General features: G+C 57.1%; 15 protein-coding genes. All 15 read left to right on the top strand.

Annotated elements, in window-relative coordinates:
- Positions 1-624: 624 nt before the first annotated feature.
- The 15 genes from NATOC_RS19835 to NATOC_RS23365 all read left to right on the top strand — a co-directional run bounded on the left by NATOC_RS19835 (position 625) and on the right by NATOC_RS23365 (position 12,249).
- Positions 625-2,037, top strand: coding sequence for a selenium-binding protein SBP56-related protein (locus NATOC_RS19835; protein WP_015323283.1), 1,413 nt, complete (start codon positions 625-627; stop codon positions 2,035-2,037).
- Positions 2,034-2,369 carry a 2Fe-2S iron-sulfur cluster-binding protein gene (locus NATOC_RS19830; protein WP_015323282.1) on the top strand — a complete coding sequence of 112 codons (336 nt, stop codon included), beginning with the start codon at positions 2,034-2,036 and terminating at the stop codon, positions 2,367-2,369. Before NATOC_RS19835 ends, NATOC_RS19830 begins: the two co-directional genes overlap by 4 nt.
- A gap of 833 nt (positions 2,370-3,202) precedes the next feature.
- Positions 3,203-3,424: a CBS domain-containing protein gene (locus NATOC_RS23220; RefSeq protein WP_342664428.1), complete on the top strand. Its 222-nt coding sequence runs from the start codon at positions 3,203-3,205 to the stop codon at positions 3,422-3,424.
- An 11-nt stretch (positions 3,425-3,435) separates the two neighbouring features.
- Positions 3,436-3,807 carry a hypothetical protein gene (locus NATOC_RS19825; RefSeq protein ID WP_015323281.1) on the top strand — a complete coding sequence of 124 codons (372 nt, stop codon included), beginning with the start codon at positions 3,436-3,438 and terminating at the stop codon, positions 3,805-3,807.
- A gap of 411 nt (positions 3,808-4,218) precedes the next feature.
- Positions 4,219-4,572, top strand: coding sequence for a hypothetical protein (locus NATOC_RS19820; protein WP_015323280.1), 354 nt, complete (start codon positions 4,219-4,221; stop codon positions 4,570-4,572).
- A gap of 418 nt (positions 4,573-4,990) precedes the next feature.
- Entirely contained in the window at positions 4,991-5,791 is an 801-nt protein-coding gene (locus tag NATOC_RS19815) for a beta-ketoacyl-ACP reductase (RefSeq protein WP_015323279.1), read from the top strand.
- 346 nt (positions 5,792-6,137) lie between these two features.
- Positions 6,138-6,995, top strand: a complete 858-nt coding sequence (locus tag NATOC_RS19810) for an MBL fold metallo-hydrolase (RefSeq protein WP_015323278.1) — start codon at positions 6,138-6,140, stop codon at positions 6,993-6,995.
- Positions 6,996-7,302: 307 nt separating this feature from the next.
- Complete coding sequence (locus NATOC_RS19805) at positions 7,303-7,722, top strand: gas vesicle protein (RefSeq protein WP_015323277.1); 420 nt, start codon at positions 7,303-7,305, stop codon at positions 7,720-7,722.
- Between the two features lie 283 nt (positions 7,723-8,005).
- Positions 8,006-8,329, top strand: a complete 324-nt coding sequence (locus NATOC_RS19800; protein ID WP_245549726.1) for a hypothetical protein — start codon at positions 8,006-8,008, stop codon at positions 8,327-8,329.
- Positions 8,326-8,736 (top strand): gas vesicle protein GvpK, encoded by a 411-nt coding sequence (gene gvpK / locus NATOC_RS19795; RefSeq protein WP_015323275.1) that lies wholly within the window; start codon positions 8,326-8,328, stop codon positions 8,734-8,736. The genes NATOC_RS19800 and gvpK overlap by 4 nt, the downstream gene beginning before the upstream one ends.
- On the top strand, positions 8,733-9,515 hold the full coding sequence (gene gvpL / locus NATOC_RS19790) for a gas vesicle protein GvpL (RefSeq protein WP_015323274.1): 783 nt from the start codon (positions 8,733-8,735) through the stop codon (positions 9,513-9,515). The genes gvpK and gvpL overlap by 4 nt, the downstream gene beginning before the upstream one ends.
- Positions 9,505-9,870 (top strand): gas vesicle protein GvpJ, encoded by a 366-nt coding sequence (gene gvpJ / locus NATOC_RS19785; protein WP_015323273.1) that lies wholly within the window; start codon positions 9,505-9,507, stop codon positions 9,868-9,870. The genes gvpL and gvpJ overlap by 11 nt, the downstream gene beginning before the upstream one ends.
- A 65-nt stretch (positions 9,871-9,935) precedes the next feature.
- Positions 9,936-10,571, top strand: a complete 636-nt coding sequence (locus NATOC_RS19780) for a TetR/AcrR family transcriptional regulator (RefSeq protein WP_015323272.1) — start codon at positions 9,936-9,938, stop codon at positions 10,569-10,571.
- Positions 10,572-11,170: 599 nt separating this feature from the next.
- Positions 11,171-11,311 (top strand): hypothetical protein, encoded by a 141-nt coding sequence (locus NATOC_RS22565; protein ID WP_015323271.1) that lies wholly within the window; start codon positions 11,171-11,173, stop codon positions 11,309-11,311.
- A gap of 536 nt (positions 11,312-11,847) precedes the next feature.
- A complete protein-coding gene (locus NATOC_RS23365; protein ID WP_449289550.1) occupies positions 11,848-12,249 on the top strand; it encodes a DUF7342 family protein in 402 nt (133 codons plus the stop codon).
- The last annotated feature ends 376 nt before the right edge of the window (positions 12,250-12,625 follow it).

Raw genomic sequence — 12,625 nt, 5'->3', positions numbered from 1 at the left:
ACAATCCGATGATGGGGTCACGGAAAACCGAAATCCCTCCAGAAGACCAGTGGCTCGTCAGTTTCGCTCACGAATCGGGTGTTCGCAGCGCGACGATCGCTGCGATTCGAGACCGCTGGGAGACCCGCATTTACCCGATGAAAGCCGGGAAGAACTCGAGCGTCAGATCCGGCTGTTCGTCCGTGATCTGATTCGCAAAGAACGGACTAATGAATTCCCCACCTCCGACTGAAAGTCGCCCGCTCGATCGGGGCGAGTACTCGGAGAACTCCAGTTGAACGACGCGTCCGCCTGTGTTAACGGAAGCGAGTTGTCTGTTGTAGTGCGGCAGATCAAGCCAACGAGATCTCACTTAGACAACAATCTTAGACACCTATCTTAGCTAAGAATCTCATCTAGGAGTCAGATGGGGAGTACTGTCTAGTTGAGTCAGTTTGAGAAGTGACTTGCGTGAATTGGCTAGGGTACATCGGCAGGTTGACAGCGGACGCGATCCGCCGACGTCCAGGAGAGCGGAGCTGTCGTACGGCCCACCAGAACGCAAAGCGTTCTGACCACGTGGTAGGGGTTTCGCACCGCCGCCTCGAACTATAAGTATTTGGAAAGAGATAACACTTGTCTAGGATGAGTACAGACCAATCACCTTCTAAGGACGAACAGCCGACCCACGATCACGACCACGAGGACGCCGACGGCCCCGGGTACCCGACGCCTGCAGCGATGCGGACCGAATCCGAACGGGAGAAAACGGCCTACGTGATGGCTCTTCGCGTCGGCATGGAAACCGACGGAAAGGATTTCGTCGGCGTCGTAGATCTCGATCCCGAGTCGGAGACGTACAGCGAGTTGATCGATACAGTGGAGATGCCGAACAAGGGCGACGAACTCCATCACTTCGGCTGGAATGCCTGTTCGTCGTCGTGTCACGCGGAGGGGCTCGCCCGGCAGTATCTCGTGGTACCAGGGCAGCGATCCTCCCGCATTCACATCATTGATGCCGAAGATCCCCGGGACCCGGAGATCGTGACAGTCATCGAACCAGAGGAGGTCTTCGAGTACGATCTCTCGGCGCCCCATACCGTCCACTGCGTCCCGGACGGAAAGATCGTCATCAGCATGCTCGGCAACGCCGACGGTGAACTCCCCGGCGGATTCCTCCAGCTCGATCAGGAGGACTTCACGATCGACGGCCGGTGGGAGAACGATACCGGCGAGTGGGAGGGGATGCATTACGACTACTGGTATCAGCCCCGACACGACGTGTTAGTTTCCACCGAGTGGGCTGCCCCGAACACCTACTATCCGGGCTTCGACCTCGAGGACGTCGAGGCGGGCAACTACGGCGACAGCATCCACATCTGGGACTGGTCGGAGAAACGTCACGAACAGACCCTCGAGTTCGGTGAGGAGGGACGGATTCCCCTCGAGGTCCGAATGAGCCACAATCCCGAGGAGACACAGGGATACGTGGGAGCGGGCCTGTCCTCGAACATCATCCACTTCTACGAGACCGACGACGGCACGTGGGACTGGGACGTCGTCATCGAGGAGAAAGCCCGTGAACACGACGACTGGGATATGCCGGTGCCGTCGCTAGTCACCGATACCCTGCTGTCACTTGATGACCAGTATCTGTTCTACTCGAACTGGCTCCACGGCAACCTTCGGATGTACGACGTAAGCGACATGGGCAACCCCCGACTCGTCGATACGATCTGGGCTGGCGGGCTGTTCGGCGACCGCCAGGAGGTTCAGGGGACCAACATCCGAGGGTCACCACAGATGCTCCAGCTTTCACGCGACGGCCGCCGTCTCTACTGGACGACGTCGCTGTTCTCGTCGTGGGACAACCAATTTTTCCCGGAGATCGCCGAGGAAGGGTCAGTAATGCTCAAGGCTGACGTCTACCCCGATGAAGGGCGGATGGAACTCGACGAGGAGTTCCTCGTCGACTTCGGCGACGCGCCGGGCAGTCCGGCCCGTGCCCACGAGATTCGCTGGCCCGGCGGTGACTGCACGAGCGATGTCTGGCGATGACCGCTTGTGACGACCCCGGCCACGTCGTCGAACTCCGCGACGCTGACGGGGCGGTGGACAGCCTCCAGATCCCGCCGGGAGAGTCGATTGTCGACGCTGCCGAATCGGCCGGGATCGATCTCCCCTACGGCTGTCTCTACGGCGCCTGTGGGACCTGCACCGCCCGGCTTCTCGAAGGGAGGTGTCGTCACCTGGAGCCGCCTCGCGCGCTGAAAGACGACGTCCTCGAGGACGGGTACGTCCTCGCCTGCGTTGCCACCCCCGAGACCGACTGTACGCTCCGGGTGGGCCACGACATCCAGGCGGAGGCGATAGGGACGCCCTGGCGGTGACAGCGCTGTACTGGATGTCCCGGTATGTCATTGACCTGTTCGCTGATGCGACCGAATCGATTGGAGTGTGGAACCGTGGCGGTGTCGAACGATCGCTTGGAAACCCCTCGAACGAGAGGCGTTGCTACCCGGAAACTCGTGTTCGGTTCCGTCACGAGGCGACGAGAGAACGCTAGTAGCGTTTCACGCCCTCGATCGAATACACCGAACCGCTCCAAGATCGAACGGTAGTCCGCGCTTACTGAAGAACTGGGACGTCGAGAAAGAACCGATACAGTGTCCCAACTCGTCAATGACTTCCAGAACGGCAACGGGCCGGATCGGATCGGGACAGGTGGGTCGCTATGATCGATCCATTCCACCTGCTTCTTGTCGGGTGGCTCGTGCTCGTAGCGGCGGTGTTGATCCCGTGCCTCCGGGGTAGTCCGCTGCTGAATAGAGACGACGACTGACCGGTCGGTTTCGAGTTCGGCGACGGCCTCGAGGACGATCGGATCGATCCGATGAGTCCTCGGGTGCTGGCGGCTACGACCGAGATAATTCGAAACCGGCGTCAACTGCCCCGCGCACGGTGGCGCGGGGCTTGTCAGTGGACTCACCGCGTCGTACCGAGGGATTCTCGGCGCTCGTGGGTCGGCGGGCCCGGTTGACCGCGGCCCGTGACCAGCGACAACTGTGGGCCGCCGACCACTATCAGACTAGTGGGAGGCTGGAAGACGAGTCCACGCATCGACACTGAGATAGATCGCTGTCCGTTCGCTCCCGACCGACCCGTTCGACGGATCGGGAGCCGGCCATACTATCATAGTCGCTGGGCCGCCTCGACGGGCCTGATGTCGCTTGCGTCGGAGTCGCAACTCGGCGAGACACTGCACGCGTTCCGGGAGTACCGCGTCACGTACCTGCCCGTTGTCGAAGATGGGGTGGCGGTCGGCATTCTGAGCCTCTACTCGTTTGTGAGGACGGTAACGTCGAACGTGACGGTGATGTTGAGCGGAAGTACGGTGCGAAGAGCCCGTTCACCGATGAGTGGACGCATATCTACGAGCCCGTGATCCCTGAGGCGATGTTCCGCGAGCACGGCCGCGATTCGGTTCCTGTTCTCGAGGCGTGTCGGATCGCTATCGTGCCGAACGACGACCGTGACCTCGGGGGTGAGACTGAGCAGTTCGTGTTCGACGTCGATTCCGAAGAGGCGATCCCGGTCGAAGTTCAGTTAGCCGTGACAGTCGGCAGTGTTGAGACTGTCGTACCTGACCTAACGCAGGGATTGCTGGCGACGAAGGCGACGGTTCGCCGGACGCGGAATCGCTTCGGGAATCCGAGGAACCCGCACCTGCACCCGAGGCGCCAGAGCCACGGCCGGAGCCTGGGCAAGAGCCAGAAGAGGACGACAGTGATAGTGACGACGAGGACGGCGGTCTGGCCCGTCGTCTGACTACCAGTAACTGGTATTTGCGTCACCGAGCTGGACGATTCACGCCCTCCATGGACGGCAAGGGTATCAGGTAGTTTCTCTTAGTAACCGAGGTGGTGTTTTTGATCGGACGAGAACGTAGTCGGTCAGATGAGCTATCGCTCCCGGATGGAGAGCTCTGACCGTAGAGTAGGGGTACGTTGGCAGGACGACAGTGTATGGCGCAGTTGATGATGTGGCGTGGCGCCCTGCCGTACTTCTCAGTAACGGTGTAGCAGGGATGTATGTGTCTCCAAATCAGTTTGGGTGTGGTCGCACGTCTATACCGAGAATGAAGAACGGTGAAACTCACGCTTCGAGCCTTGAAATACCGTATCACGGCCAGTACGCAGACCGAGATACTTTTAACTCGAGACTGAGTAAGTAGTTTTGATGATGTGGCAAGATTTCGTCTTTACGATTGGGAGTGGGCTCTCGATCGCGTTTCTCGCGCCGACGCTCCGCAATGCAACGGCGAACGTCCCACTGGGAACCAGTCTTCCCTCAATGGTAATCGGGTTCGTGTACGCGTTCACGTTCTTCACGCTCGGGATGACATTCTCCGCTGTTGGCGCACTCGCCACGGGAATGATGTGGACACTGATCAGCATGTTCCGTTCGCCAGCGAATTCGGCACTGCGACTCTTCCCGGTGGATAGCCCTGACCTGTTCGTTCACGACGTGAAGCAGTGGATCGATCGCCGACGCTCTGACAGTCCGCTGGCCGGACAGTACAGCTCTTACTGACTGTGACGATCGTGTGTGGTCCTTCGTAACCGGGCCTCCGTCCGCGAGTAGCTGGTGATCGTCGCCGCTCAAGTCGTTCCAGGAGTTCAGACCAGTATACGTCCGTGTTCCCTGTACACCGCTTGGCAGTTATGCCGTCGAAATTGGCAGCGAAGTAGAACGGAAGTACGGCGCGAAGGCCCCGCTTATGAACGATGTGGGCTTGATGACAATATACTTACTTCAGTAGCCGAACGAAACGTACCTTCCTTCAATGGTATTAGTTATCGCGATGTTTGTTTGCATTCCTCCCTCAATCTTTATATTTCGGATCGTTGCCCCCTTCTATGGGTATGATGTCCACGAGCAAACAAAAAGCGACGATAGCAGCAGAGAAGTCGATCACTTGTAAGAAGCTAACAGTACCGAGAGGCCAGCTATGACAGCCCAACTCCTCGAACAACCGACTTCCCTAGAGCCTCCCTCTCGTCAGCCGCTTGCAGGACGAACGTGTCTCGTAACCGGTTCCTCCCAGGGGATCGGCCGCGGGATCGCCCGCGAACTAGGGCGTTACGGTGCAACCGTCGTTGTCAACTACCGATCATCGGAAGAAGCCGCCTACGAAGTTGCTGATTCAATTACCGAAGCAGATACCGACGGGACGGCCCACCCGGTCCAAGCGGACGTCACCGATCGCGCCGAAATCGAGACGATGCGTGAGGCGGTCCACGATACGTTCGGTCCGATCGACGTACTCGTCAACAACGCTGGAATTACCTGCGATCGGACGTTCCAAAATATGACGGCTGAGGACTGGCATCGCGTGCTCGATGTCTCGTTGCACGGGACGTTCAACTGTACGCAGGCGTTCTACGATGATCTCAAAACCGTTGATCAGGGACGCATAATCTCTATTTCGAGCGTAATTGGGAAACAGGGGAATGTCGGTCAAGCAAACTATGCAGCAGCCAAAAGCGGTCTGTTCGGACTCACCCGCTCACTCGCACTTGAGCTAGCCGGAACAGGTGCGACAGCCAACTGTATCGCACCCGGCTTCACTCGAACAGAGATGGTCGAGGCCATTCCTGACGAGATCCAGGACGATCTTCGAGCAGATATTCCACTCGAACGGTTCGCTACCGTAAGCGAGGTCGCCGGTCTCGTGCGCTATCTTGCCAGTGAGCAGTCGGGTTATATGACCGGAGAAGTGATCGATATTAATGGAGGAATCGACCTGTAACGATCTGTTTGTGCTTTGAGAGAGCAGATAGTATCCCCTTCGCCTCAGCGCACGGTCGTTGGCAGTAGCTCCAAATGTCAAAACCCGTGTGTCGGTTGTTTTCAACCCATCTCGACTGAATCGACTGCTCAGTACAGGTTTTGCACTTCCTCCGTCCACGACTGATGGGGCATCCATCATCGTGGATGCAAAGTGAAACAGGAACCCCCCTCAGGGAGCGAACCGCGAACGCGATGAGCAAGTAGGGTGGGGTCGTTCACCATGCTCTCCGATACACTCAACGAAGAGCGGGACGGAAGAAGAGAGAGCACGAATATACATAGGCGCTCCCGTACTACGCTTTGCTATGGAAATTACCCTTGTTGGAACTGGAAGTCCCGTCCCAATTCCGGAACGCGGCGGGACGAGTCTCGCGGTCGACATCGCAGACGACACAGTGTTGATCGACTGTGGCCCCAAGACGGTCTACGGGCTGATGGATTCTGGTATCGACATGGGGGAGATCGAGACGGTGTTTTTCACTCATCACCATATGGATCACAACGCGTCTTTCTTCCATTTCGCCTTCACGAGTTGGACCGAGGCAGGTCGAGACGCGCTCACAGTATATGGCCCGGACGGTACTGACCGGCTCGTTGATGCGTTGTACGATATTTACGCGGAAGACATCGAGTACCGCAAGGATATCTATCCGACGGACGGCATCTCCGGTATCGAAACCGAGTGCGTGACGGACGGGTTCAGTCGTCAGATGGACGGTTGGGAGATCGACACACTGCCGGTCGAACATTCGATCGAGACGTATGCCTATCGGTTCACGGAGCACGAGACAGGGTCGTCGTTTGTCTTCTCCGGCGACACACGGAAGCTCCCGTCACTTGCCGATTTCGCTGCCGACGCGGACGTCCTCGTTCAGGAGTGCAACACTGCGCCAGTCGACGAAGACCGTGTCCCGGACGAGGACGACGAGTTCGTGTGGCCACAGCATGCGGCAGGGGAAGAGGATCTCAACGAAACCACGTTGACGACCAACCACTGCGACGCGACAGACGCTGGTGAGATCGCACAGGACGCCGGTGTTCAGACGCTCGTTCTCACACACATCATGCCGTACCGCGATCTCGACGCGATGCAACACGATGCTGAATCGGTCTTCGACGGTGAAGTGATAGTAGCTGAAGATGGCCTCACGCTCACGCCGTAGGTAGCCGATTCGCTATCGATTCTTTGGAGCGGAGAGGCCAAGCGAGATCCCGAGGAGTGTGGCGTCGAGATGGATTCCGGATTTCCGGCATCCACTGTCGCACAGTACCCCATCGGGTGTCAGAGAACGCTGTACACACCTTCGTCTCACCCCGAGAAACAGTGCCCGAGTAGTAGCCAGTAGTCGGAAACGGTGATGGTGGCTTTATTGTTTCTATCATCGCCTGCGAACCGATTTCTGGGACCTTGCAAGCGAGCGCTCTGCTTTTTCATGTATAGCTTACGGACTGGTGAACGAACGATCGTTCATGAGTATAGAAGCCAATAACGCGTACGACTCGGAAAGTGGACTGGCAGGAGCTGTGGATCGAATTCTCGATAAGGGATTAGTGATCAATGCAGACATCACAATCGACGTCGCCGGAACGGAACTGCTCGGCATCAAAGTCCGTGCGGCACTGGCTTCGTTCGAAACGGCGGCAGAGTACGGCCTCGAGTTCCCGGCCGGAACGGAAGAAACGAAGGCGTATGCCGAAGCTCGAGCCCGGAACGAAACGTGCCCGCAGTGTGTGAAACGCGTCGAGAAGGAGGTCTTGCTGAACGATGAGTGCCCATGGTGTGGCTGGCAGAGCGCTCGTTCGAAGCGGCAAGAAACGGAGACGGATCGGGTCGCAGACCCCCTCGAGAACAAACGCTCTTCGAACAACGTTGACGGCAATGAACGATGAATCATGCCGAAGGCCCGTCCACTCATTATATCATCATGAAAGCTAGTGAACTCGCGGCCGTAAGCCGAGTCGTCTCTCGAACGGCACTCGAACAGTATCACACTCACCCCCAATGACACACGAAATAACCCGTCCGGAGCGGAAAGCGGGTCCACTCACTCGAGATGATCGAGAGCGCGTCAGCAGCCGGGCGGACGAATCGTCGGACTCCACACGCCGCACGCTTACGCAGGTCACCGAGGCGGTCGATACACTGCAAACCGTACTGGGAGTTCACCGCAAAGTGACCGTCTACGAGTTCGTTGCGGCGCTCGATGACCGCAGCCTCGCCGTCCTCGATTACTGCTGGTACGACGAACACGCGTCGATCCCGGAACTCACAGCGCTCGTCGATGCGGAGACGAATATGGCAACACTAACCGTGAGACGAGAGCGACTCAACAGGAGTACACGGGAAATCCGCAATCAGCCGACTCTCGAGTTCGAGACGCGAGACGTCGATTCCAGAACCGGGTGGGGGATCACGTTCGAGCGGTGGTTTACCGGCGATCCGCCCCGACAGACAGATGTCGCGTCCCTGCACGAAACGGAAGTGACTATCGCGTGACGATCGAAGTCGACGAAGAGGAGCTCGAGCAAGGACTGCTCGGGCTCATTATGGCACTCGTCGAGATTATCAAGGAGGTAATCGATCAGCAGGCGCTCGAACTGGTTGAATCGGGAGTTCTCGACGACGAGTCTGCCGAACAGCTCGGCCAATCGTTGAGGGACTTAGAGGAGACCATCCAGCAGATAGAGGAAGAGCAAAACGTCGAAGAGACGGCATCGGAGACGAAAGAACAGCTCGATCGAACGGTTGATGACGTCCTCAATACGGCGCTCAACCCGGCCGAATGGGCACGCGAAATCGAGGCACAGGAACAGCGTGGGTTCACCGACGGAATAGACGACGAACCCGTCGCGGATAGTGAGCACGAGACGCCAGCAACGAACGCTGGAGGGACAGAAGAATGACTGAGAGCAAGAGCAAGTACACCTACTGTATCGTCGACGCGGCCGGCACCGATACCCGCTCGCTCGGGACGGGAATCGACGACGAACCGGTGTCTGTCGTGGTCCAGGACGACATCGGTGCTGTCGTCCATTCCTGCTCGCCGCAAGCGTACGATACCGACGATCGATCGAAAGCGGAAACGTGGGTCAAACAACACAACGAGACGATCGAACGGGCAGGGGACGCGTTTGGAACACCACTCCCGATGACGTTCGACACAATCTTCGCGGATGAGGACGCTCTTCGAACGTTCCTCGACGACCACAAAGAGCAGATCGGGAGCTGTCTGGGCGACCTGGCCGGAACAAGCGAATACGGCGTTCGGATCTACTGCGAGGAGGACGTACTGATCGGGGAAACCGAGCCGGCCGACGAGACGGGTTCCAGCGACTCGAGCGGGATGGCGTACTTCGAACGAAAGAAACGAGAAAAGCAACGCCGGCAGGAACTCGCAGAACGTACGAAGGAGCGGTTTCAGTCCTACTTCCCTCGTATCGAGGCCGTCGTCGACGAAATCATGGAGGAAGACCTCGACCGTGAGAGCGACGAGCGGGGTCGAAACGTCCTTACGGCGTCATGTCTCGTTGCCGACGGCGAGGTCGCCGGGCTGAAACAAGCATTGAGCGAAATCGACGCCGAACCGGGTATCGAGGTTGTCTTCACCGGTCCGTGGCATCCGTACTCGTTCGTCGGGTCATTCGGAACAACCGCCTCCCCCACCGACACAGATGGAACCTGAAACCGAATCAGCTGACGAAGGTCTGGCCGGACTATTGAATCGCGCGTTGAACAAGGGAGCAATCCTGAACGCGGACCTACTGATCACCGTCAACGATATCCCTCTCGTCGCGGTGCGCTTGCAGGCCGCGATAGCGAATATCGAGACGATGATCGAGTACGGAATCATGACCCAGTGGGAGCCCGCGATGACCGATATCGACGACGACTATCTCGCCGAGAAATTGGAGACCAGCGACGAACCGGGCCTGGGGACTGATCGCGAACGGAAACCAGAGTCAGCTGCCGATGACGGGAGGCGAGGTAGCGAGAGGGCAACCGAACCGAAAACAGGCCAACCGCCGAACCGATCGTGAATTCGCATCGATCACTGCAACCGTTTCTTTAGGGAGCCCGTCGAACGGACAGTACACATCGTACCATGTCGAATTCCGATCAATTTGTTGCAGAGCAGACCGACACCGTCGACGTTATTATGCAGTCGACCTACTGTGTGCTACAGGAACACGGCTACGCTAACCTCTCGATCGCAAAGATTGCAGACGAAGCAGAATTGAGTAAATCTGCGCTCTACAACCACTACGATGGAAAAAACGAGCTCTTGCTCGATTTTTTGAGTCGGTTTCTCGACTGGTTTCTCGAATCGCTTTCCGATGGTGAGACGCAAGACCCACAGGAAGACCTCATGAGGCTTATCGATCTCTTCTCGATTGATCCAGGTGCTGAATCCAACTCGATCGGTGGTGTTCTCGACGAAACGGCTATCGATGCCTTCATCGAACTCAGGGCACAGGCCATCCACGACGAGGCATTTCGGCGCGAATTGCTTCGGGAGGACGAAGCGATTCACGATCGCATCGTACAGATCATTCGACGTGGAATTGCGGACGGTGTCTTTCGAGATGTCGATCCAGATTCGGTTGCCGAATTCATTCTGACCGTCCTCGAAGGTGCGCTGTTTCGCTACTCGCTGATGAACGACGCTACTGCTCGGGACGTCTATGACCAACTCGATGAGTATATCGACGCTCAATTAAAGAAGCGTTCTCTCGAATAACGGAGCAAGAAACGTCTTCGAGTGTAATCCGAGTTTTGATACTATTTGGGATCTGGGATATCGTTCCGGTAACGACTTCGCCCGTAGGAACGATCGCTCGACTAATCTCGCCGGGACACCTCAATACATAGGATTGCCCACGTACCTTTTTCTCGTCGGGTTCGCTCACGTTGCTCGCTCACCACTCCTCCAAAAATCTACGCTAAAAAACCGCTCGCTCCCGATGGTTGCTCGCGGGTGCCGTGCTTGAACCGCACCGCAGCGTTACCTGTTCCGCCTGTTAACACCCTGTACCGATCATGAGGTTGCCTCCTTAACCAACAGCGGGCAATAGAGGGGATTCTGTTGGTTAACTATGCGCGGTAGTAGATCAGGGGTCAAACGGAACTCGGTTGCTACGGAGTCGTGTGAGAAAGCGGCTGCCGCTCAGGTGGTGGCCTATCAAAATAATTTGGTTGTTCTTCGATAGATGCTATCGCTGTGAGTGGAGCTACTACGTGCAACCACGGACCAACCCATCGCCTGCTCGAGTAAATAGTGCAGTAGAGGTGAGGAACCGCTGGGATACCATTAAGCAGTCTCACGTTGAATGTTGCCATATGACATACCAACTACGGTGTGATCGGTGCACACTCGATCAGGCGTTTACGGACTGGGCCGACGCGAACCAGGCTGCCAGCACCCATGAGGCCGACAATCCAACCCACTGGGTGACCATCCTGGAGAGCCAGCCGGCGTGACTGGCAGTGGGCAGACCCATCCAACAGTCTATTCGATAGAATATTTGTGAAAATGGCTTCTTTGGCTGGCTCTATGATACACCTCGACTAGAAGTAACGATATCCTAGGGCCGTGATCAACTCAGTTCGAGCGAGGAGCTAATCGAGTGGGTCGCGAAAACGTATGAACGCTATCGTGAGCAATCCATTTACCCAGGTGGTCTCTCCTGTGTTGAAGTCTTGATCTAGATTTCCTTTCTGCTCCCTCTCGTTGGCCCTGTTCTCGATTCTTGCGTTGCAAGAGTCCTCATTCGTCACCGCCGGGGTCCGCGACTTTCCGATCAATTCGTTCCAGCGTGATGTCCTGAGCGACGTGTAATCTAGCTCTCTAAACGATACATTTTGATCATGATAGAAATATGTACGCTAGTCCCATTAGCGAGAGTATGACAGACAATGCCCGTCGCGACGGCCCGCCTCCGTTTGATCGTTCGAAGGCGAGGACACGAAGCAGCACGTGTACGTGGCGGTGCTGCACGCCCGAGAACCGATGACGGCTGCCGAGACTTGCCAAGCGAGCGGACTGTTCGGCAGAGTCGACGCGGACGTCCTTCTACGCGGACTTTGGCATTGTTGTTCGGCACGAGGATCGGCCGGTCGGGTACGAACGCAACGACGACTATTTTGAATGGCGGCGGGTCAACGAGTTGACCCAGGAGAATACGGTCGACGAGTTGCAAGCCCACGCGTCGGAGCTGACCGATCGGGTTACGGAGTACCGCGATGACTACGGTGTCGACTCACCCACGGAGGTCGACGTCCTCGATTTGATGCGGAACGGGTTAACGAGGTGTAGACGGAATTCGGTGATTGGTCCACCGTCACCGAGGAGCGTCGCCTCCACGAACGTACCCAGAAAAAGTCGCCGACTCGACGACCTCGTCGCACAGTTGAGATGATGCCGGTGAACAATGGTGGAGTGCCGCACCGATAGACGAGTCGGTATTGGAGTGAATGCGGCCCTGTTCGTCGGGCACCGCATGTTTGAGTCGTCGGAACTCGCCGAAGAGGGCAGCTGCATATTCGTGTCGCGCTGTCTGATGGCTATTACTTGAACAAACGTCTGTTCACCTCGAGATTCGCTGATATCACAATGATAATTTCAATTTCCACTATCAGGAGAAGCGCCAGCAACCACCGAGTAACCAGCCAATCTGGAGCTGCCGTTAAGTTCGGGTTTTCTACATCAAACCGCGTTGTCGACTGTCGGGTTGCCGGTTTTGTAACCCACGCTAGCGACCGTAGTTGGTGTCCGGGCGAATCTATCAGACAAGG

Origin of the sequence: Natronococcus occultus SP4, assembly GCF_000328685.1 — an archaeon.
Classification (GTDB): Archaea; Halobacteriota; Halobacteria; order Halobacteriales; family Natrialbaceae; genus Natronococcus; species Natronococcus occultus.
The sequence above is the reverse complement of the archived record's forward strand: the minus strand, read 5'-3'. Positions and strand labels throughout refer to the sequence as shown.

Excerpts from the sequence above, each read along its gene's own strand:
- NATOC_RS23220 (WP_342664428.1), top strand. The coding sequence starts at position 3,203 with ATGTCGCTTGCGTCGGAGTCGCAACTCGGCGAGACACTGCACGCGTTC.
- NATOC_RS19805 (WP_015323277.1), top strand. The coding sequence starts at position 7,303 with ATGAGTATAGAAGCCAATAACGCGTACGACTCGGAAAGTGGACTGGCA.
- NATOC_RS19820 (WP_015323280.1), top strand. The coding sequence starts at position 4,219 with ATGATGTGGCAAGATTTCGTCTTTACGATTGGGAGTGGGCTCTCGATC.
- gvpJ (WP_015323273.1), top strand. The coding sequence starts at position 9,505 with ATGGAACCTGAAACCGAATCAGCTGACGAAGGTCTGGCCGGACTATTG.
- NATOC_RS19830 (WP_015323282.1), top strand. The coding sequence starts at position 2,034 with ATGACCGCTTGTGACGACCCCGGCCACGTCGTCGAACTCCGCGACGCT.
- gvpL (WP_015323274.1), top strand. The coding sequence starts at position 8,733 with ATGACTGAGAGCAAGAGCAAGTACACCTACTGTATCGTCGACGCGGCC.
- NATOC_RS19815 (WP_015323279.1), top strand. The coding sequence starts at position 4,991 with ATGACAGCCCAACTCCTCGAACAACCGACTTCCCTAGAGCCTCCCTCT.
- NATOC_RS22565 (WP_015323271.1), top strand. The coding sequence starts at position 11,171 with ATGACATACCAACTACGGTGTGATCGGTGCACACTCGATCAGGCGTTT.
- NATOC_RS19810 (WP_015323278.1), top strand. The coding sequence starts at position 6,138 with ATGGAAATTACCCTTGTTGGAACTGGAAGTCCCGTCCCAATTCCGGAA.
- NATOC_RS19780 (WP_015323272.1), top strand. The coding sequence starts at position 9,936 with ATGTCGAATTCCGATCAATTTGTTGCAGAGCAGACCGACACCGTCGAC.
- NATOC_RS19825 (WP_015323281.1), top strand. The coding sequence starts at position 3,436 with ATGTTCCGCGAGCACGGCCGCGATTCGGTTCCTGTTCTCGAGGCGTGT.
- NATOC_RS19835 (WP_015323283.1), top strand. The coding sequence starts at position 625 with ATGAGTACAGACCAATCACCTTCTAAGGACGAACAGCCGACCCACGAT.